A 21,668-nucleotide genomic window follows, 5' to 3' on the forward strand; every position below is an offset into this window, starting at 1 on the left:
TTAATGTCTCCCTCATTTTTTATTAATACTTGTCTTAGTTTAAATTTTGATTAGAAAATTCATAGATTTTTATCTATAGTGTTTTAAAAATAAACACATATTCTATTTCCATTTATATGCTTAATGTCAAAGTTCATTTCGTAAATATCTCCTAAAACTTTTTCATTAACTATTTCATCTGTACGACCTACCTTTTCAATTTTTCCATTTTTAAGTGCAACTATATTATCTGAATAGCATGAAGCAAAATTTATATCATGCATGACCAACACTATAGTCTTACCTAACTCATCACAAAGACTTCTAAGTACCTTCATCATTTGTACTGAATGATTCATATCCAAATTGTTAAGTGGTTCATCAAGTAATATGTACTCCGTATTTTGGGCTATTACCATTGCTATATAAGCTCTTTGTCTTTGACCTCCACTTAATTCATCCAAATATTTGTCTTGTATATCAGTTAATTTCATATACTCTATTGCTTCATTAATATATTTTTCATCCTCTTGAGTTAAATTTCCTTCACTGTATGGAAATCTTCCAAAGCCAACTAATTCTCTTATTGTGAGTTTTAAAGTTATATTATTAGATTGTTTAAGTATAGCTATTTTTTTTGCAAGTTCTTTATTGTTGTAAGAACTCAAGCTTTTTCCTTCTATCAATACTTCTCCACTATCACCTCCTATAAGTCTTGTTACTATTGATAACACAGTGCTTTTACCAGCCCCATTTGGACCTATAAAAGATGTTATTTTTCCTTTTTCTATATTAAAAGAAACATTATCTACAACATTTTTATTTTTATATTTTTTAAATATATTTTTTATTTCTATCATCTATTTGCCCCCTTTAATAATAATTGGATAAAGTAAATTCCTCCTATAAAATTTATTACTACACTTAATGTTGTATCAAATTTGAATATATGTTGTATAAAAAATTGACCTATTATTAACGTAATCATTCCTAGCAATATAGAACCTAAAATTAAATAGGTATGTTTATATGTTTTAAAAACTTCTCTAGCTATGTTGGCTAGTAAAAGACCTAAAAATGTCATAGGTCCAATAAGTGCCGTTGATACTGAAACTAAAATTGCTATTAGGATTATCATTTTTTTTACTACTTTATCAAAATCTACACCTAAATTAATTGCTTGCTCTCTACCTAATGATAGTACATCTAAATATTTTATATCATCATATATAAAAGGTATTGTTGCAATAACTATTATAAATGCAATTAACAATACATTTGTATTTATATTATTTAGACTAGCCATTATGCTAGTTTGTAGTGCTAGAAATTCATTAGGGTCTATCATTACTTGAATAAATGTTGTTGCACTTTTAAATAGAGTTCCAAATACCATTCCTACTAGGATTAAAAAGAAAATATTATTTTCTTTTCTTTCAAATAATGCCCTATACAATAACATTGAAGCTACAATCATTATAGTCACATTAATGATAAAATTATAATTTTCATTTGTAATGAGATTACTGCTTGCTCCAAATATAAATACTATTATAGTTTGAATCATTACATATAAGGAATCTAATCCTAGCACACTTGGTGTTAATATCTGATTGTTAGTAATTGTTTGAAATACTACTGTAGTAAATGCTATACATCCTCCTCCAAGTATCATTGCAAGTATTTTTGGTATTCTTTGTGATAATGCATAATCTAGATTATTCATATCTATTCCATAGGTTAAAAAAAGTGCCATTGATATCAAGAGTAATGCAGTCACTAAGTAAATTTTTTTATTAAGACTAAGCTTCATTTATATTCCTCCTTAGTATTAAGTAAAGGAATAGTATACTTCCTATAACACCAACTGTAAGCCCTATAGATATTTCATATGGATAAATGATAAGCCTTCCAAAAATATCACATATAAGTACAAATAGTGCCCCAAATAATCCCGTATGCCATATACTATCTCTTATATTGTCACCCATATACAAAGATACAATATTAGGAACTATTAGACCTATAAAAGGTATATTACCAGCAGTAACAACTACACATACTGTAACAAGAGCTACTATTATTAAACCTACATTAACGACTTTTTTATAACTTAGACCTAGGTTAGTTGCAAAATCCATCCCCATCCCAACAACAGTAAATCTATTTGCATAAATATATGCTACTATTATGAGAGGTATTGTTATGTATAATATTTCATAATTTCCTTTAAGTATCATAGAAAAGTCACCTTGCATCCAAGAACTTACATTTTGACTCAAATCATATTTATATGAAATAAAATCAGTCATAGAACCTATTATATTTCCAAACATTATACCTACTAATGGCACGAATATTATACTTTTAAACTGTAACTTCCTTATTATTTTCATGAACATAAATGTTCCTATAAGAGAAAATATAAATGCTATTATGGTCTTCGTGAAAATCGATGCACTTGGTATTAAAAGCATACAAATTACTATACCAAATTGAGCCGCATCTATTGTTGCTCCTGTAGTAGGCGATACAAATTTATTTTTACTTATCTGTTGCATTATAAGGCCTGCTATACTCATTCCTATACCTGCAATTAATATACTTATTAATCTTGGTATTCTACTCATGACAAATATCATAAGTTTATGCTGATTTTTTGCAAATATATGCATTATGTTTATATCTTCTGCTCCTATAAATAAGGAAAAATAAGATAAAATTATTATTCCTATAATTAAATATCTCTTTTTCATTCTCCCTCCTTAATTTTTTTACTAAAAATGATAATTATTATCATTTCTTTTTACATTTTATCAATAATAATTATCATTGTCAATATGTATATATATTTGTTTTTTTATATAAAAAATGTTACTAGAATTAAAAATTCTAGTAACATTTAAATTTAATCTAAACCATATCTCATATATAAATCTATATATATGAATGCTTCTTATTAAATATAGTATTTTCTACACCTAATTTAATTACTATCTTACTTTAGTATCTCTTTAAACACTCTATAAAAGTTTCCACTCGATATTAGATTTATATCACTTTTTTTATATCCTCTTTTTTCAAGCTCTACTATTATATTTTTAGCTTCATATGTACTTTTAAGCCCATCTACACTTGGATTTTTGGAATTTTCTTCAGTAAAAGAACCTATAGTCTCTTCTCCTAGATAATCGCTAAAATCAAAACCAAAAGATACATGCTCTATACCTATAAGATTCACCATATAATCTATATGGTCAACTAAATGTATTAAATCTTGCTTCTTAGGATTAATATTGGTAAATGCTCTAAAGCTATTTATTCCCACTAATCCACCTGTTTTTGAAATTTCTTTTAATTGATTATCTGTAAGATTTCTTTTTACATCACATAGATTCTTAACATTAGAATGAGATGCTATAACTGGTTTACTTACAACAGACATCAAATCCCAAAATGATTTTTCATTTAGATGTGATACATCTATTAGCATACCTAATTGTTCTAACTTATCTACTGCTTTTTTTCCTATTGCAGTTAAGCCTCTGTTTTCATCTCCTAAACACCCTGTAGCAAGTTCATTCTGCTCATTCCAAGTTAATGATGCATGTCTAGCTCCAACTTCTTTATAATAATATTCGATTAAGTCTAAATTTTTTCCAACATGGCTTAAACCTTCAAGACCAATTAAAATATTTATTTTATTCTCATTTAGACCTTTATTTATATCAGAATATTTTTTTACTATGTTTACAATATCCTTCATATCTTCAATTTCTTCTTTTACACATTCTATTATCTGCTTAACTCTCTTTTCAGGCTTTTTATCATATGGTGGGTCTATCCATATTACAAAAATAGCCCCTTCAATATTTGCTTTTTTAAAATTTTCAAGATGGATTCTTCTAAATACATCTTTCTCTCCATTAATTCTTCTTATCGTTACATCTGACCAAGTATCTGAATGTCCATCAAAAATCATGACAACCTCCAATTAAATAAAATCTTTTTCAAACGTTTGTTTTTCACTCTTTACAAAACTTATATTAAAATATTTCCTACCAAAAGACCAAAATAATTACCAACTATATAACCAAATGTTCCAACTATAAGTATTGGCCCTACTAACTTAGACCACCCTTTTGATATTGCCATAGCTGCTGCTGTTGTAGGTCCACCAATATTTGCATTAGATGCAAGAATAGCTTCTTCCAAGCTAAACTTAAATATTTTGGCAACTGTAAATGTAACTAGCATGTTTATAAGTACCATTATTCCACAATATAAAAGTAATAATGGTGATTTTTGAATTATTAATGGGATTGAAGCAGGAACACCTACTACGACAAAGAAAATGTAGATTAAAAATGTACCCAGCTCTTGCGCTCCTTTTATATCACTAAAGAAATTAGGCATAAAGGTAGCAAACATCATAGTTAAAGTAGTTATTATTAGATATTGATTGCCAAATAAAGTATTTAACATTGCTAAAAATGGATTTGATGTTGGTATTATAGCTTTAAACCAACCTGACAATTCTACTGATACTGCAACTATTATAAAAGCACTACCAATGGCTATTGCTATATCTTTTAAAGATATTTCTTTTCTTCCCCAATAATTTGCTGCTATTGTTTCGCCTTCATTTACACCTATGCTTTCCATCTCATCTACATGTGGATGTTTAAAATGTTTTCTAAAAAATCCAATAGATGGGATAGCTATTAAAACAAAGAAATATAATGCCATTAAAAGATTATCTGCTACAACAGTTGCTGATACCAATTCTCCAGGTGCATCAAATGCTCCTGACATAGCTGCAAAGTTTACATTTCCACCTATATAAGAACCTGTCATCATAGCTGCAACAATATTTAAATCTGGTACTGCATTTTTTAATGCCAAGAATCCAATCATAGCTCCAAGTACAGTTCCTATAGAACCTACAAGAAATATTACAAGTAATCTTCCACTTTCTTTCCATATCTTTTTGATATTACATTGATATAACAACAAAGCTATGGCTAAAGGGACAACATAACCCCAGACTTGGTCATATACAACAGACTCTACTGGTATAATATTTAGATTTGATAATAACATTGCTCCTACAAGAGCTATTATTGCTCCTGATATTTTTGATGCCCAACTATACTTTTGCTCTAAATAAATACTAAATGCTGCCCATCCAGTTACAATTGCCCACAATACCCAAATATTATCAGGACTTACAAAACTCCTCATCTCAACCGCCTCCATTTCATTAAATTAAAATATCAGTATTAATATTCAATATATTGAATATTAATACTATTATAATTCATCTTTTCAGAAAATTCAATATAACGATGTAAATACATGCATTATATAACTTTTATTTTATTTTATTAATTTTGAAAACTATATATGTTATAATCATGTTTGAGGGGGTTTTTATCTAATGGACATAGATGTTGGAAGCAAAATTAGAGCTCTTAGAAAATCTAAAAATATAAGTATAGCTACCTTAGCAAAAGAGTCTGGTTTAAGTACAGGTTTAATAAGTCAAATTGAACGTAATATGGTTGTTCCATCAATTATAGCAATGTGGAAAATATCAAAAACGCTTGATGTAAACATAGGTTATTTTTTTGATGATATTGGGAAGGATAATTCTAATATAGTAGTAAAGAAAAACAATCGAAAGAAAATAGTAACTAACGATTCTACAAAATTTTACGAGCTTCTTGTTCCTAATTTAATTGGAAAAAAAATAGAATTTATACTTGTTACATTAAATGGACATACAAAAAAAAGTAATGAATTTGTGACACATGAAGGAGAGGAATGCGGATACATAATAAAAGGAAAAATGAAAATAACACTTGGTAATAAAGAGTATATATTAGAGGAGGGTGACAGTTTTTATTTTAACAGCACTATACCACATATATATGAAAACTGTGATGATGATGAATGTATTTCCGTCTGGGCAATGACTCCTCCTTCATTTTAATATATGCAGCTCTTGTTTAAATATAAATTAATAAAAATCTGAAATAAATTAGTATGATAAATTTTATCCTAATTTATTTCAGACTTTTCTAGTTTATTGGTTATATATTGAGTAGACAACTTTCATCTAAAATTTCAGATAATATTTCCTCAGTTCCACTCATTCCATCAAATTTACTTGATATAAATGTGTTTTTTATTTCATTTTTATTTATATCACCATGCTTCAATACATAAGCTTTATTTGAAATATCGAGCATCCCATAATCCATAATAGAATCCCCAATTGCATAAAAATTTTCTATTCCTAATTCTTTGGTTAAATATTCTATGGCATTTTCTTTTGAGATTTTTTTTGGTATAAAATAAATTTTTCTACCACTCACATACAATCTCCAATTTTTTGATTCTAATATATTTATATACTCCCTAATTGAATCTAAATTAAATTTTTTAAAATCTACAACTATATAAAAAAATGTATCCTCTGCAACTTTAAAATTAGTTATTCCTTCTACATTCAAATAAATTTTAAATTTATCTACCATGCTTTCAATAGGCTCATAGTCAGATTTTAATTTGTCTATCTTTTCACTCCATGATTTCAATATTTCATTATCTTTAAGTATAACTCCTCCATTTGAAGTTATACTCCATGGAAAGTAAATACCATATTTATTAAATTCTATACGCTTAAACTGCTCTATTGTTCTAGTAGTAGTTGGTACAAACATACCATAGTACTGTATTTGTTTTATTAAATTTATAGTATTTAAAGATATATAAGAGATTTCTTTCTCTTTATAGATTTCTATATTGGTATATCTCTTATTAGTATTTAAAAATTTATCAGAGTAAATAATACTCCTGTCTAAGTCTGAAAAAACAATCATTCAGCATTCTCCTGTCAAATATATTTTCTAAACATCTTTCATATTCTTTATTATGCCACAACACTTGTAAGCTTTTAAATCTATTTTCTCAACTTCAACATTTTTTTCTTTTGCCAAAATAAATATATGCTCTAAAGATTTATCATTTAAGTCTTTAACAAGTATCTTATATGGAACTCTCCTAAGTAAAACTCTTGTTGTTTCTCCTACCCCTGGCTTGATAAAGTTGATATCTTTTATATCGTACTTTTCCTTTATATTTAAAACATCAAAATAACCATCTTTAGTTATAATATCACTTTTCCATTTTTCAACTTCATCAGATATATTTTCAAATTGGTTTTTGAAACATGCTTCTATAGTTTCTATATAATTTATAGACTCATCTTTATCCTTTAAATGGCTATAAAACTTAGCACCATGAAAATCATCCTTACCAATCAAATCTTCTCTTAGCACAGTTCTACTCACTAATCCAGAAACAGTTGAGTTTAAACATGCACTTGGTATTAAAAAGTCTTCTCTAATTCCATAAAGTCCAGAATATCCAGCAGGGTCAGCTAATACAGCAAGTGTTGAATCAAAATTCTTTTTAAATTTAATTTTAAGCTCATCACATGCTTTTTCTAGCTCCCTTGATATTGTTCCCTTGCCAGTCCATCCATCTAAAAATTGTATGTTTGAATTTGGATGACTACTTATTATATATTCAACTGCATTCATATCTATTCCTTTATCTCTTATTATAGATATTGTATAGTGAGGTAAATTTAAACTATACTTATTTTTTAGATATCTTTTTGCCAAAATACCAATTGGTGTTCCTGCTCTAGCAAGTGAAACTAGTACAACATCATTTCCATTTTTTTTAATTATCTTTTCACACATAACACCTATAGAAAATGCAAGTTTATTCTTATTTTCTTCTAGTTTATCATGATATAATTTCAGATAATCTTCGCTAACCTCATACTCTATTGGTATCATTTCCGAATAATGTCTGCCATTTTGTATTTTTAACTCTCTCTCTTTGTTTCCTTCTTCTTCAATTAAATTTGATATATCTTTTAATAAAAAGATAACATCATCTTTAGAATATGTGCTAAATTCTCTCATATGACTCAACTCCTATCTTAAAACTGTGATATATTTTATCGCAATAAAACATTTTAGCTACAACATACTATAGTCAATTTTTTTATACTTGTATTTTTAATTATATCAATAAATTCCAGATAAGAATTCTCACTTTTATCTAACTCAACAAATAAATAACACTCAGAAAAATTATGTCTGTCTATGTTGTAAATGTAATTTTGAACATCTAAATTATAAAAACTCTTTAATTTAAACTTACTTCTAATAGGATAATTATTTTTATCAATATTAATTATTGGACTTCTAGTTGTTGAATGATAGTATATATCACATTGATTTTCTTTTTCTTTTGCAAATAACATAGGTATATACATAAATTCTTCAGTGCCTAAAAATAGAACCTTTTCTGCTTTCTTTTTTAAAGATTCTTTACTTTCTATAACTATTTTTTTACTTTCTCTTTTTATAATTTCTTTTAATTTAATTTGTTCTCTTTTGTTAATTCCAAACCTACCTGTATATCTTATATATTTTTTATTTCCAATATAATCTTCTAAATCAACATTGATATGATTTACTATTAAATTTATTTTATCATCCTTCATAATACTCAATTTACTAATATTGTAATTATCATTGTAATTTGCAACAATATCTTCATTTATATCAAAATTAAAATCTCCTTTAAATAAATACACAAATTCTATTTTACATCCAAGTTCTATTTCTAGACTACTAATTCTTCTTAAATTTTCATCACTTACCCAATTAAGTATAGAACATATAGTATATATTTTTTTAGGATAGATACTTTGAATCTTTTTGATTATATTCATACATGTATTAGCTGTAGTAATTTCATCATCTACCAAAATTACTTCATCGCCAAATTTAAAGTTGTCTAGCATTTCAAAATATAAATTTTGGTCTGTTGCATGAGAATGTTCTTCTAAAAAATCTAAATTTTCTAGCTCATCAAATTGCTCTCTAGTGGTATGAATAAATTCATAATTTCCAGATAAGTAATCAAAAAAGCTATGCCCAACGGCTGTCCCAGTTTCTGCAAAAGCTATTACAGTTCCATTTGATGCCACCTTATTTTTTTTATTATAAATCGTAGCCATTAGTTTTCCTAAATTATCCATTTCACTTGGCTTACAAGCTAAATGTTTTCCAAGTTTTTTTGATATAAATAAAAAACGTCTTTTGCTGTTATTTCTTATTCCTATATCTAAAAAATCATTTAAATCTAAGTTCAATGGATTATCAACAATGTCAATCTCACAATTAAAATTTAAGCAATTCTTCATAGTCTACTCCTTTATTTAATACACCATATATTTTAGATAAAATCAATGTTTTTTTAGCCCATAAAAAATGAGGATTAGTTTCATTCATTCTCTCACCTAATATGCCTTTACTCACACCATATTTACTATTTGTACTATCAAGTATCTCCAAAGCATCAGTAAAATCTTCATATGATACTGCAGACAAAGCTTGTACAATTTGAATTTGCATTGGATGAATTACTGTCTTTCCAACTAATCCATGAAATTTATCCAATAGTATTTCTTCTATATACTTATTTCTTATCTCTTCATTTGTCATATCAAAAAATTCCGATACACCTCCACTTATTGGTATATCTATCTCTGGTCTTTGAAGATATGTAATTATATCTAATATAAAAGAAGAACAAATTAAATTATTATATATAGAAAAATTTTTATTTCTTCTTATACCATACATACCTAATATGTCAGTTAGACCTATTCTAATACTGAGTATTCTTGATTTATATCTTAAAATAGTATTATATAAACTACTGAAGCTTAATTCTTTGTTTTCTTTATATATGAATTCTCTTGTTTCTATTATTGGAATAACATACATATTTTGAAGACCTATAGAATTCAAAACTTCTATACAGTTTTCAATTAACTCAGAATTTGCTTTAGGAATCAATATTCCTGTTATTGTATTATTGTTTTTAATTATAATATCTTTAATTCTTAGCAATTGCTCTACATCTTTTATTCTCACAAAAATTAATGGTATACCATCTTTATTAGTTATATTTTCATTGCTAATATTTTTCAAAATCAATTTAAGATTTTCTATAGCCTCAGATTCTCCATTTGCCCCAACAGCATCTTCTAAACAAATAGCTAATGGTCTAACTCCCTTAACATCACCTATAATACTTTTATAAATCATGTTATATTGAGTCGCTGGAACGTATAAAAAAGCACCTAGTGCATATTTCAGTACATCTTTTTCAGTATTGGCATTAAAGTCTTCTGGCACTTTCAAAAAAATTTTCTCTAAATCCTCTTTGCAGATATAATCGAAATATTTCAATGTGTGGCCTCCTCATATACATAGAAAGGGCCAACTTTATCAAAATTAGCCCTTAATATACTACTTATTATAAATTATAGCTGTATTTAATTCTTCTAATCTCTTTGTATTATCCTTAATTGTAACTCTATTATTTTCTTCTATTCTCATAGTTTCATCTATACCAGATTTAATTGTATTGTACATTTTTTCTAATGTCTCTATTTGCACAGAGCTTGTTCCAGCCATTCTAGCTATTTGTGCACTTTGAGAACTTACATTTTGTGCATTTCTAAGCAGTAATTCATTAGTTTTATCATCAAGAGCTTTTAAAGACTTTGCTTGTAATTCTTGCTTTTTAAGTAATATAGCTTGAGATAAACATTGTTTAAATACTGGTAGAGTTACAACAAAGGCACTATTGATTTTTCTAATTAAACCATAGTTATTATGTTGCATACCTCTAAGCATAGGTATAGTCTGAATAGCTATATTTTCTGCTATCCTTAAATCATAGACTCTTTGATTTAACATATCATAGACTTTTAATAGTTCTTGATAGTTGACAATATCCATTTGGTCTCCACTAGTCTCTGATTTTTGTTTGAAATATGGTAGTATTTCATTATCCATTTCTTCTACTGCCATTTCTCCAGCAACAATATATTTTTGAAGTTCATTATAAAAGTCAAAATTTTCATTTAGCATAGCACCAATTTGCTTGTTAGAAAGAGCTATATCTCTTTCATATTGTTCAAGTTCAATTTGAATCTTTTCAACTTCTCCTCCCAGTGTTTCATACTTTTGAAACATCATTTCAATAGCATTATTAGCTTTTTTGAAAAGTTTTTGAACAAAATTTGGTTCCTTAGTTTCTTGAAAATCATCTAAATCAAACTTATCCATTATTTTAGTTAAGTGAACAAGCATCTTAGAATTTTCTTCATTTCTATTTAATTTTATTGTGTTTAATAGGCTATCAGAAACTCTAGCTACTCCTTCAGATGCTTTTCTACCAAATTGTAAAATTGTATCTGGATTTTCTACTTCTATAAGAGAAGTTAAAGCCTCCACCTCTTTAGACTTTCTAAGTTCATTTTTTTTATTATTTGTATATTCCATTATATCAAAATTTTCTTCTTGTATAGTCGTAGGTAAATTTTCAACAGTCTCTACAGAATTATTATCTTTTGAAAAATTATTTATATTTATCCCCATTTAAAATCGTCTCCTCTTGCCAAAAATTTTTTTAAGTAAAGGTATTCCATCTTCAAGTAAGTTCAATTTAAGGTCATATACCATTTTATCCAATCTGTGTATATCAATCAATTGGTTATTTATAACATTTTCTATATTATTTTCTCCGCCTGGAGATAATATAATAATATCAAATCCAATTTTACTAAGTAAAAGCATTAGGAATACAACTTCTTTATCAAACACAATGCTCTTATACATATATATAACCAACTTTGGATTTATGAGAGAGTAATCGAAATTATTCATCATATGAACAAGCTTTTTATCCATATGAAGTACTGTGAATAAGCCTTTTATTTTATCCTCTCCACTTAGTCCATTTAAAAACATGTTGCCTTCTATAAGTTCTTCCACTTTTTCTAAAATCATAATTTGTTGATTTAATGCTAATGTTGAAATAGAATATTCTTTATTATTTAAAACAGAATTTTTATCTATAATACCTTTTGAATTTAATACAAATGATAGGCTAAAAGCTTCTCTTGTAAATTCTTTTGAAAATCTATCTATCTCTCCATTAAATTCAATAAATGTTGAACTTTCTGAATCTCTTAATAAATCTAAAAACTTAATGTATTCATTTTTATCATTATATATTCCATTGATTTTAGAAAAGAAAACTGGAGTTTCTACTATAGTATCATTAAACTTAAATCCTGGTCTCAATTTTAATGGCTGATTCCAATATATTGATATTTCATCAATAGTTGAACTTAAAAGCAAGCTTTTTATTTTTCTATCTTGAAGTTGCCAGGGTTTTATAAATCCAGCATCATTTAACAATTCTTCACTTATTCTTTTTGATGCTTCTGCTCCAACAGTAAAAGCTTTTTTTACAGAACCTTTATCTATCTTTTCACCTGAAACAACTCTATCTTCAAAAGAAACATTTTCTTCTATTATATTAGCCTCTTCTAATTCTATCTTATATTTCTCTAAATTTAAGATACTTATATTACTCTTTGAGTTTGGATTAAGGTATAATATATCAAATCCTGCTAAGTACAATATTAAAAGTAGATAGACTTCATGCTTTTTTATGTCTCCATAAAATATTATTTTTGGAGCATCATTTTTATTTATATCTAAGGCACCAATATAAGTCTTTATCCATGCCATTATTTTCACTATAAAATTTTGTTTAACTCTATCATTAGTAAAATCTTTTTCTTCCTCTTTTAATACTTTATCTATTGCTTGCTTTATTTTATAATCTATTTCTTCAAACCCTAAAATACTTATGTCTACATCTTCTGTACTGTTTTTATAATTTTTAAGCCCATTTTTAAAATAATTAATAATGTCAAAATCACTAGGATTTGCTATAGCATCAGTAAATAAGGCAATATCTTTTCTACTATCAATATTTTGCTTCGCCTTAAATATTTCAAGATTATACAAAATCTCATCTTCTAAACCAATATATGAAATAAAATAACTTAGATATCCCTTTGAAGGAGTGTAATTTCCTCTATCTGATTGGCTGGAGAATATTTTTTCAAATACCTTTGAGTCACCCATAATTATCCTCCCAATTTAATTGTTTATTGATAACTGACTCAAAATATATATTTTGAGCCAGTTTGTTTTTTTATAAAATTTGTTTTAAGCTGTTTTCTTTGGTTTTACTAATCTTATTACACACTTTACAACTTCATTGACTACAACTACACTTGCTGCAACACATAAAACTTTTACCCATGTCATAACATCCATAGCTACAGAATTAAAGAAATCTTGGAATAACTGAGTAAATATTACTTGTGCAATACCTGTTAAAACTATTATTTGTAATGCTAGTTTATTATGTGTAAAGTTTGGAAAAATACTATCTGCACTAAATTCTCTACAGTTAAATGCATTAAATAATGCACTAAAAGCAAATAACGCAAACATTACAGTTCCCTTATGAGCTTCATCAACACCTAAGAAGTTAAATGTAGATTGTAACATTAGTATTGCTGTTATATAGAATGCATTTAATACTATTGTATATACCATTGACTTAGAAATTATATTTGCTTTTCTATCAACAGGTTTTCTATTTAATACGTGGTCTCTAACAGGCTCTAAACCTAATGCTAGTGCTGGTGGCCCATCCATAATTATATTTACCCACAACAATTGTATTGTTGTAAATGGCATTTCTTGTCCCATAACCTGAGATATTATAGCCACTAAAAATGCAATTACATTTACTGTTAATTGGAATTGAACAAATCTTTGGAAGTTATCATAAATTCCTCTACCCCATTTAATACCTTTTACAATAGTGCTAAAACTATCATCAGTTAAAATTATATCTGCTGCACTTTTTGATACTTCTGTACCAGATATACCCATTGCTATACCAACATCTGCCTTTGAAAGCGCTGGGGCATCATTTATCCCATCACCTGTTACAGCAACAACATCTCCACTCTTTTGAAGAGCTGAAACTATTCTCATTTTACTATCTGGCTTACTTCTTGCAACAATCGAAATAGTTTGTATTTCTTGTTTTAATTCTTCATCATCTAAAGTATCTATATATGAAGCTTCAACTGCTCTCATATTTCCTTTTAATAGACCTAACTCTTCACCTATAGCTCTTGCTGTATTTATATTGTCTCCTGTAAGCATTTTTACAGAAACACCAGCTTTATTTGCTGTATTCACTGATTCTATAACATCTTTTCTAAGTGGGTCTCTTATACCAACAAATCCACTAAATACTAAATTACTTTCCATTGCACTTACATTCATAGAATCACTTTCAGCAGTTACTGCTGCTTCTTCTTCAGCTTGGGAAATTTCTTTATATGCAAAACCTAAGGTTCTCATTGATTTTACTTGTAATTTTTTTATTTCTTCTAAAATCTCATGTTTTATACCTTCAGTTATTGGAACTATGTCTTTACCTCTTTGAATGTGTGAACATAGCTCAAGCAATACTTCTGGTGCTCCTTTTGATAACAACACATGATTATTATCTTGACCTATGACAGATGTCATTCTCTTTGAATCAGAAGTAAAAGGATTTTGAGCTACTATATTAGATTCTTTTCTAACTTGTCTGTAATCTACATTTTTATAATATAGAAGTAATGCACATTCTGTAGCACTTCCTAGGTACTTAACATCATTATCATTATGCTCTACATCAGCTGTAGAGTTTATCATACAGTTTTCTTCAAAATAACTATTTATTTCTTCTTCTGAGCTCTCAATATATCTTCCATCAATATATGCAACTTCTACTGTCATTCTATTTTCTGTTAATGTACCAGTTTTATCTGAACATATTACAGAAACAGAACCTATAGTTTCACAAGCTTCTTTTTTGGTAACTAAGGCATTTATTTTAGCCATTTTTTGCATTGTTATTGCAAGTGTCATATTTATCATAGTTGGCAGACCTTCTGGAACTGCTGCAACTATCAATGCAACACATACTGTAAAGGCTGTTTTAACGGGGTCTATTGATTCTAAAAATGGTAAAATTCCAGACATATCAACATTTAATACATTCTTACTTACCATTTGGAAAACCATGAATATAAATAATAGTCCTGCTACTGCACTGGAAACTTTAGCTATCAATCCACCTAAATTTCCAAGCTTTATCTGAAGTGGAGTTTGCTCATCTGCATCTGATAAGTTTTGAGCAATTTTACCCATTTCACTGCTATCTCCAATTGAAGTTACAACTAATATTCCTCTACCATAAGCAACAAGTGTACCACCAAATACCATATTTATTTGTTTTGCAGGAATTGGTTCTTGTACCACTAGTGCTCCTTTAGATTCTATTTCTTCCATTGGAACTACTACATCACATTTTTTAGATACATCATCTGATTCTCCTGTTAACATATCTTCTCTAATTTTAAGATTTATAGTTTCTATAAGTCTACCATCAGCAGGTACCATATCACCAGTTTCAATATATACTATATCTCCTGGTACTAGTTCATTCTTAGAAATTTGATGTATTTCTCCATCTCTTAGTACTTTAACTTCAATATTTTCAGTCATCTTAGAAAGAGCATCTGCTGCTTTCTTAGAACGACCTTCTGTAATCATACCTATTGCTATACCTATTGCTATAGCTCCTACAATCCCTATTGCATCATGAGTTTCTCCAATTACTGCACTTACTACTGCTGCAATAATTAAAATAACTATCATTGGTTCACTTAAACTGTCTTTTAAATCATCCCAAAAGCTTCCTTCCTCTTTTGGTGTAAATTCATTTAAACCATACTTTTCTCTTCTAGTCTTGACTTCTGATTCTGATAGACCTCTATCAGGGTTAACAGATAAGTCTTTAGTTACGTCTTCTTTGTCAACATTATAATATTTGATATCGTTATTAAATTCCATATACACACTCAATCCTGTCTAAATTTTGCATTACTTCTTTAAGACCCGCATCTTTTGTTCCTTCACCTATTGCTTTAAACTGCCAACTTCCATCTTTTCTATATATAACCCCTACTATAAGAGTAGTTTTTTCTGAATAATTATCAGATAAATTATACTTTGCTATTTCCTTTTTATTGCTTTGGTCCTCAACTCTTATATAGGCATTTTTTATCATCCCAAAGTGTTGTTTTCTGTCTATACAATTGTATATATTTACTACAAATAATAATCTGTGAATATTTGATGGAACTTTATCTAAATTAACTAGAATTTGTTCATCATCACCCACACCTTCACCAGTTAAGTTATCTCCTGTATGTAAAACTGACTTACAGGCACTCTTTAAATTTCCAAAATAAATTAAGTCTTTTATACCACTTAATTTTCCTTCCTGATTTAGCATAAATACAGATGCATCGCAATCTATATCAGCTTGTCCTCCACCAAATAAAGACTTAAGGAATCCTCCACCTGCCTGTTGCACAGGGTCCCATCCTAGGCCCACAAGTATATTACTCAATCCTGGGTTGGATTTTTTTAAATCTATTTTATCACCCTTTGATAAATTAATTGACATACTAAACCTCCATAAAATTTTATATAATATAACCTATACATTATTTGTATAGGCTACTTATATTTAATATACTGTGTTACTCATACTAAACACTTAATCCATAGTTTCTGCAAAGTGCTTCTAAGCCACCTTCAAATCCTGCTCCAACTGCACTAAACTTCCATTCTCCATTATATTTATATATCTCGCATACTGTAATTGCAGTCTCTATACTAAATTCTTCACCTAAGTCATATCTTAATATTTCTTGGTCATTTTCAGAGTTTAAAACTCTTATATATGAGTTGCTTACTTGTCCAAAGTTTTGTTTTCTTTCAGCAGCTTCATATATTGTAACTGTTACAGCTATTTTTTGTATATGCTTTGGCATTGTATCTAAGTTTACTAATATTTCTTCGTCATCTCCATCACCTTCACCAGTTCTATTATCACCTAAATGCTCAACTGCTCCAGATGGATGTTTTAAATTATTATAGAATATAAAATCTTCATCTCTTTCAACTCTTTGAGATTCTCCTACCATAAAAACACTGACATCTAAATCGTAATCATATCCACTATCAAATGAATTTGTATCCCATCCTAGTCCAAGTCTAATATTTTTAAGTCCTGGATTTCCCTTAGTTAAATCAATTTTTTGTCCTTTTTTTAATACTATAGCCATGGAAAATACCCCCTCTAGTTTATTGTATTTAAAATTATAAGTTTATTCCAAAGTTTCCACATAACGCAGCAAGTCCACCTTCAAAACCAGAACCTAGTGCGTTAAATTTCCATTCTCCATTGTGTTTATATATTTCAGCTACTACTATAGCTGTCTCTATACTAAAATCTTCACCTAATTCATACTTTATTAGTTCTTCATTTGTATCTTTATCTACTATTCTTATATAAGAATTACTTACTTGCCCAAAATTTTGTGTTCTTTCTGTAGCATCATGAATTGTAACTGTAAAAGAAATTTTGCTTATTTCTCCAGGAATCTTAGATAAATCAACAACTATTTGCTCATCATCTCCATCACCTTCACCAGTTCTATTATCACCTAAATGTTCAACTGCTCCAGAAGTATGCTTTAAATTGTTGTAAAATACAAAATCTCCATCATTAGTAACACTTCCACTTGCTCCTGTTAAAAATGCTGCTGTATCTAAGTCAAAGTCAAATCCACCATCATACTTGTTAGTGTCCCATCCTAACCCTACTAAAATATTTTTAAGCCCTGGGTTTCCCTTAGTTAAATCAACCTTTTGGCCTTTTGATAATGTTATACCCATAATTTATCGCTCCCTTGTTAATTTTAGCTAAACAAATCTTGCTAATTATTTATCTTTTTCTTTAATCATATTATAACATTTTTTATTCATTTGTGAATAAAACTTACTTGATATTTTTAAAATATAATTAAAAAAATGTTTATATTTCTTACTTTTTACATAGATTTTACATATTTTTTTAAATAGATAAAATCTATGTTTAATATGTAATTATATATCATTTATATATACAAGTATACATTTTATTTTGAAACTACAAAATTCTTTGTACTATATTGTTTTAAGATGTTTTATAATAGATTATATCATCTTATTAGAGGAGAAAAAATATGATTTGTACTATTAAACCATTAAAAGTTGTAATAAAGAACTCAAAAGAGCCTTTAAATGAATTTATGTCTAGTAAGTCTTATACAAATAAGAGTTCTTCTTATATTAAAGAAGTCTACTTTACACGATATATAGGTATTGATAATTCGATTGATAAATACATAAAAAACATCAAAAATATAGATGCTCATTTTTTTAACAATATAACAGTTCCCTATATTAGGCTAAACAACTTAAATATAAATTTTGATAAATCACAAACAGATAAGATGCTCAATACTTTCAATACTTATAATGATGCTAAATTTAACAGTTGGAATTTATACAATATTGAATTTCCTTGTAAGATAGAAAATGATACATTAGATTGGACAAAAAAAATTGCATTTAAAAATACATTAGATTTGTTTTCTAAAAACACACCACATTCAACACCTTCTATTGTTAAAAATTTTGCTGTTAAACTTTTATGTTGGATAGATTATTTTCTACCTAAATTATTTTATAATAAAATTAAAATTACTGTTTCACCCAAGGTAGTGTATTTTGGAAATATTAAGAGACAGGAACTTTTTTTCTTATATTTTTTATCACAGCTTGGATGTGATATTTTATATATAAATCCTCATAAGGATATCCTTGATTTGTATCCTGAATGTTCTAGATTTTCTACTTTAGTTGAATTTTCTAAAAAAAGTCCAACTATGCTAGATATACCTTTGGAAAAATTAAATACAGATATAAATAAGAACATCAATAATAACAAAACTTATACTCCTATAAATAAACCTCAATCTGAACAAACTTCTGTTGACACAAACTTTACATCTACAAAAAATAAAAAAGATAAAGAAATAGAACTTACATATGAAGAACTCGCAAAATTATCAACTTCCGTTGTTATGATTGTTGTGTGTGATAATGAAAACAAACCATTCAAGAGCGGTTCTGGAGTAGTCATAAATAGTGAAGGTTACATACTTACAAATCTCCATGTAGTTAATGAAGGCTATTCATTTTTAGTTAGATTTGAAAATGATGATAAAGTTTATACATCACATCAAATCATAAAATACCACTCAGATTATGATTTGGCTGTAATAAAAGTTGATAGAGAATGTAAATCAATACCAGTCAAGGTTAGTAAAAAACCTGTAAGAGGCCAAAAAATAGTTGCAATTGGAAGCCCTTTAGGTCTTTTCAATACAGTTTCAGATGGAATTATCTCTGCTTTTCGTGACTTTGAAACAGTTCAAATGATACAATTTACAGCTCCAATCTCTAGTGGTAGTTCTGGAGGGGCTCTTTTAGATATGTTTGGCAATTTACTGGGATTAATTTCTGCTGGATATGATGATGGACAAAACTTAAATCTAGCAGTGGAAAGTCATCTTGTCAAAATATTTGCCAATAATTTTATCGAAATAATAAACTAATTTACTCTTTCTTCATACCAATAGAGAGGGTGAGAACATTATATATGTTCGCCCTCTCCATATCATGAAAAAATTAATACTTGATGTTTTTATGCTCTATAAACAATTGATGCCATAGACAAAATGTAAATATAGTCCATATTTTCCTTGAATTATCTTTGTGACCTTTTAGATGTTCATCTAAAAGTTTTATTATATATTTTTTATCAATAAACTCGTCTACATTTGCATTGGAAATAGTTTCTCTTACAACAACTCCTAAATCATCTTTTAACCAAACTCTTATTGGCGTTGGAAATCCTAATTTTTTTCTCTGAATAACATGCTCTGGTACTATATCTTTAAAAGATTCTCTAAGTAGCACTTTTGTGTTATTTTTTGTTATTTTTTGTTCAACTCTTAAATTTTTTGCTACATCAAATACATCTTTATCTAAAAAAGGTACTCTAAGTTCTAGATGCTCAGCTACAGAAAATTTATCAACTTTTTGAAGTATATCACCTTGAAGCCATGTATTTACATCTATATGTTGCATTTTACTTATATAATCGTAATTATTTTTCTGCGCTTCTCTGTACAAATTTGATAATAAATACTCATGTATATTCTTTTCCTTATATTTAAAAAAGAATCTTTTTACTTCATTATTTTCAAAAATCTTCGCATTTCCTATATATCTCTTTTCTAAAGGTGTTGTAGCTCTGTAAAGATAATTTTTGCCTTTTATATTAGGCATAAGCTCTGAAACTCTATTTAATACGCCTCTAATATACACTGGTGAATTTATAACTGATTTCACATTATTATATTCCTTATATACATTATATCCCCCGAATAATTCATCAGCACCTTCTCCAGACAAAGCTATTTTAACATATTTACTAGCTTCTTTAATTAAAAAATAAAGACCTACTCCTGATGGGTCTGCCACAGGGTCATCCAAAAAATAAATTACACTCGGTAATGCTTTTATATAGTCATCTTGTGTTATGTTAAGTGGAATGTTTTCTATGCCCAATTTATCAGCTGTTTTTTTAGCTATTTCCAATTCACTATACCCTTTAACATTAAAACCTAGCGAAAAAGACTTTATATTTGGATTAATTTGTGAAGCTATAGAGGTTATAATTGATGAATCTATACCACCAGACAAAAATGTCCCAATTTGTTTATTTTCTGCTACCTGTCTTCTTACCGAATCTATTACTACATTTCTTATTTCTTCTTCGCCTATATCTCTATTCCCTAAATGATTCTTACTGTAAAAAAATTTTGTACTACTCCTAAATTCAAGTTTATTGTATCTCTTTAAAGATAGTATTCCGTTTTCCACTCTAAAAAAATGTCCTGCTGGTATCAATCTTATTCCTTGTATCATAGTATCTTCAGGAAGAACATATTGAAACGAAAAATAACTCTGTAAACTTCGTTCATTTATGTTTAGTTTTTTAACATACTCGAGTATAAATTTATATTCTGATGCAAAGATTATCACTTTTTCTTTATTTATATAGTAAAGTGGTTTTATTCCAAATAAATCTCTTGCCCCAAATATGCTTTCATTTTCTTTATCATATATTATAAAGCTAAACATACCTTTTATCTTATGTACACAATTTTTTCCAAATGCTATATAAGATGTTAATAAGATTTCAATATCACTATCTGTAGCAAAGCTGTACCCTTTTTTAATCAATTCTTCTTTTATCTCGCAACTATTATATATTTCACCATTTAAAACTATAACCTTTCCATCTTTTTCAAATGGTTTAACTCCATGTATAACATCTATTACATCAAATCTATTAAAATCAAACTCTTTTTCCTCACCTTTTAAGTATCCTCTACTATCAAGACTTATATGATTTATATTATTTACAGATTCTTTTATTTTAAATTTAATATCTTCTTTTTTAGATATATCTCCTTTATAATAAATTGAAATATTGCCACACATATTATCAAATTTCCTTCCTAATTTTTAGTGTTATCCTTATTTCATAGTTTTGTCTTTGCCTTCAAAACTTATTCAATTTTAAAAAAATTACTATCAAATTTTTATAAATTATCTGCT

Annotated in this window: 18 protein-coding genes; 2 read left to right on the forward strand and 16 right to left on the reverse strand. The window is 27.7% G+C overall.

Features of this window, described 5'->3' with window-relative positions; genetic code table 11:
- Positions 1 to 83 precede the first annotated feature (83 nt).
- From IC213_RS05820 to IC213_RS05840, 5 genes are all read right to left on the reverse strand, one after another.
- Entirely contained in the window at positions 84 to 839 is a 756-nt protein-coding gene (locus IC213_RS05820; RefSeq protein WP_227433112.1) for an ABC transporter ATP-binding protein, read from the reverse strand.
- The gene (locus tag IC213_RS05825) at positions 836 to 1,792 is read right to left on the reverse strand and encodes an iron chelate uptake ABC transporter family permease subunit (RefSeq protein WP_227855802.1); all 957 of its coding nucleotides are present in this window, start codon (positions 1,790 to 1,792) and stop codon (positions 836 to 838) included. Before IC213_RS05825 ends, IC213_RS05820 begins: the two co-directional genes overlap by 4 nt.
- Positions 1,782 to 2,735: an ABC transporter permease gene (locus tag IC213_RS05830; RefSeq protein WP_227823793.1), complete on the reverse strand. Its 954-nt coding sequence runs from the start codon at positions 2,733 to 2,735 to the stop codon at positions 1,782 to 1,784. The genes IC213_RS05825 and IC213_RS05830 overlap by 11 nt, the downstream gene beginning before the upstream one ends.
- 242 nt (positions 2,736 to 2,977) lie before the next feature.
- Positions 2,978 to 3,961 (reverse strand): dipeptidase, encoded by a 984-nt coding sequence (locus tag IC213_RS05835; RefSeq protein WP_227433108.1) that lies wholly within the window; start codon positions 3,959 to 3,961, stop codon positions 2,978 to 2,980.
- A 59-nt stretch (positions 3,962 to 4,020) separates the two neighbouring features.
- Positions 4,021 to 5,223, reverse strand: a complete 1,203-nt coding sequence (locus IC213_RS05840) for a DUF819 domain-containing protein (protein ID WP_227433106.1) — start codon at positions 5,221 to 5,223, stop codon at positions 4,021 to 4,023.
- A 196-nt stretch (positions 5,224 to 5,419) separates the two neighbouring features.
- On the opposite strand from IC213_RS05840, the gene IC213_RS05845 reads away from it, so the two are divergent.
- Positions 5,420 to 5,974 (forward strand): cupin domain-containing protein, encoded by a 555-nt coding sequence (locus tag IC213_RS05845; RefSeq protein ID WP_227433104.1) that lies wholly within the window; start codon positions 5,420 to 5,422, stop codon positions 5,972 to 5,974.
- 100 nt (positions 5,975 to 6,074) lie between these two features.
- On the opposite strand, the gene IC213_RS05850 is transcribed toward IC213_RS05845, so the two are convergent.
- From IC213_RS05850 to IC213_RS05895, 10 genes are all read right to left on the reverse strand, one after another.
- Positions 6,075 to 6,866, reverse strand: coding sequence for an HAD hydrolase family protein (locus IC213_RS05850; protein WP_227836086.1), 792 nt, complete (start codon positions 6,864 to 6,866; stop codon positions 6,075 to 6,077).
- Positions 6,867 to 6,893: 27 nt separating this feature from the next.
- Entirely contained in the window at positions 6,894 to 7,982 is a 1,089-nt protein-coding gene (locus IC213_RS05855; RefSeq protein ID WP_227433100.1) for a cysteine protease StiP family protein, read from the reverse strand.
- Between the two features lie 53 nt (positions 7,983 to 8,035).
- A complete protein-coding gene (locus IC213_RS05860; RefSeq protein ID WP_227862835.1) occupies positions 8,036 to 9,274 on the reverse strand; it encodes a phosphoribosyltransferase family protein in 1,239 nt (412 codons plus the stop codon).
- Positions 9,252 to 10,328 carry an HpcH/HpaI aldolase/citrate lyase family protein gene (locus IC213_RS05865; protein WP_227836085.1) on the reverse strand — a complete coding sequence of 359 codons (1,077 nt, stop codon included), beginning with the start codon at positions 10,326 to 10,328 and terminating at the stop codon, positions 9,252 to 9,254. Before IC213_RS05865 ends, IC213_RS05860 begins: the two co-directional genes overlap by 23 nt.
- Positions 10,329 to 10,388: 60 nt before the next feature.
- Entirely contained in the window at positions 10,389 to 11,525 is a 1,137-nt protein-coding gene (locus IC213_RS05870) for a toxic anion resistance protein (RefSeq protein ID WP_227433096.1), read from the reverse strand.
- Positions 11,526 to 13,088 (reverse strand): YceG family protein, encoded by a 1,563-nt coding sequence (locus IC213_RS05875; RefSeq protein WP_227433095.1) that lies wholly within the window; start codon positions 13,086 to 13,088, stop codon positions 11,526 to 11,528.
- An 84-nt stretch (positions 13,089 to 13,172) separates the two neighbouring features.
- Entirely contained in the window at positions 13,173 to 15,932 is a 2,760-nt protein-coding gene (locus tag IC213_RS05880; RefSeq protein ID WP_227823788.1) for a calcium-translocating P-type ATPase, PMCA-type, read from the reverse strand.
- A complete protein-coding gene (locus tag IC213_RS05885) occupies positions 15,922 to 16,551 on the reverse strand; it encodes a TerD family protein (protein ID WP_227433092.1) in 630 nt (209 codons plus the stop codon). The genes IC213_RS05880 and IC213_RS05885 overlap by 11 nt, the downstream gene beginning before the upstream one ends.
- Before the next feature lie 85 nt (positions 16,552 to 16,636).
- The gene (locus IC213_RS05890; protein WP_227433091.1) at positions 16,637 to 17,215 is read right to left on the reverse strand and encodes a TerD family protein; all 579 of its coding nucleotides are present in this window, start codon (positions 17,213 to 17,215) and stop codon (positions 16,637 to 16,639) included.
- 34 nt (positions 17,216 to 17,249) lie between these two features.
- Positions 17,250 to 17,828: a TerD family protein gene (locus IC213_RS05895; protein WP_227433090.1), complete on the reverse strand. Its 579-nt coding sequence runs from the start codon at positions 17,826 to 17,828 to the stop codon at positions 17,250 to 17,252.
- Between the two features lie 329 nt (positions 17,829 to 18,157).
- On the opposite strand from IC213_RS05895, the gene IC213_RS05900 reads away from it, so the two are divergent.
- Entirely contained in the window at positions 18,158 to 19,594 is a 1,437-nt protein-coding gene (locus IC213_RS05900; protein WP_227482406.1) for a trypsin-like peptidase domain-containing protein, read from the forward strand.
- Positions 19,595 to 19,667: 73 nt separating this feature from the next.
- On the opposite strand, the gene asnB is transcribed toward IC213_RS05900, so the two are convergent.
- The gene (gene asnB / locus IC213_RS05905) at positions 19,668 to 21,551 is read right to left on the reverse strand and encodes an asparagine synthase (glutamine-hydrolyzing) (RefSeq protein WP_227433087.1); all 1,884 of its coding nucleotides are present in this window, start codon (positions 21,549 to 21,551) and stop codon (positions 19,668 to 19,670) included.
- Positions 21,552 to 21,668 lie beyond the last annotated feature (117 nt).

The organism is Clostridioides sp. ES-S-0049-02, assembly GCF_020658465.1.
GTDB lineage: Bacteria > Bacillota > Clostridia > Peptostreptococcales > Peptostreptococcaceae > Clostridioides.

Coding starts and splice junctions, on each gene's coding strand:
- IC213_RS05830 (WP_227823793.1), bottom strand. CDS start 2,735: ATGAAAAAGAGATATTTAATTATAGGAATAATAATTTTATCTTATTTT.
- IC213_RS05900 (WP_227482406.1), top strand. CDS start 18,158: ATGATTTGTACTATTAAACCATTAAAAGTTGTAATAAAGAACTCAAAA.
- IC213_RS05890 (WP_227433091.1), bottom strand. CDS start 17,215: ATGGCTATAGTATTAAAAAAAGGACAAAAAATTGATTTAACTAAGGGA.
- IC213_RS05870 (WP_227433096.1), bottom strand. CDS start 11,525: ATGGGGATAAATATAAATAATTTTTCAAAAGATAATAATTCTGTAGAG.
- IC213_RS05820 (WP_227433112.1), bottom strand. CDS start 839: ATGATAGAAATAAAAAATATATTTAAAAAATATAAAAATAAAAATGTT.
- IC213_RS05850 (WP_227836086.1), bottom strand. CDS start 6,866: ATGATTGTTTTTTCAGACTTAGACAGGAGTATTATTTACTCTGATAAA.
- IC213_RS05840 (WP_227433106.1), bottom strand. CDS start 5,223: ATGAGGAGTTTTGTAAGTCCTGATAATATTTGGGTATTGTGGGCAATT.
- IC213_RS05825 (WP_227855802.1), bottom strand. CDS start 1,792: ATGAAGCTTAGTCTTAATAAAAAAATTTACTTAGTGACTGCATTACTC.
- IC213_RS05875 (WP_227433095.1), bottom strand. CDS start 13,088: ATGGGTGACTCAAAGGTATTTGAAAAAATATTCTCCAGCCAATCAGAT.
- IC213_RS05885 (WP_227433092.1), bottom strand. CDS start 16,551: ATGTCAATTAATTTATCAAAGGGTGATAAAATAGATTTAAAAAAATCC.
- IC213_RS05880 (WP_227823788.1), bottom strand. CDS start 15,932: ATGGAATTTAATAACGATATCAAATATTATAATGTTGACAAAGAAGAC.
- IC213_RS05835 (WP_227433108.1), bottom strand. CDS start 3,961: ATGATTTTTGATGGACATTCAGATACTTGGTCAGATGTAACGATAAGA.
- IC213_RS05895 (WP_227433090.1), bottom strand. CDS start 17,828: ATGGGTATAACATTATCAAAAGGCCAAAAGGTTGATTTAACTAAGGGA.
- IC213_RS05845 (WP_227433104.1), top strand. CDS start 5,420: ATGGACATAGATGTTGGAAGCAAAATTAGAGCTCTTAGAAAATCTAAA.
- asnB (WP_227433087.1), bottom strand. CDS start 21,551: ATGTGTGGCAATATTTCAATTTATTATAAAGGAGATATATCTAAAAAA.
- IC213_RS05855 (WP_227433100.1), bottom strand. CDS start 7,982: ATGAGAGAATTTAGCACATATTCTAAAGATGATGTTATCTTTTTATTA.
- IC213_RS05860 (WP_227862835.1), bottom strand. CDS start 9,274: ATGAAGAATTGCTTAAATTTTAATTGTGAGATTGACATTGTTGATAAT.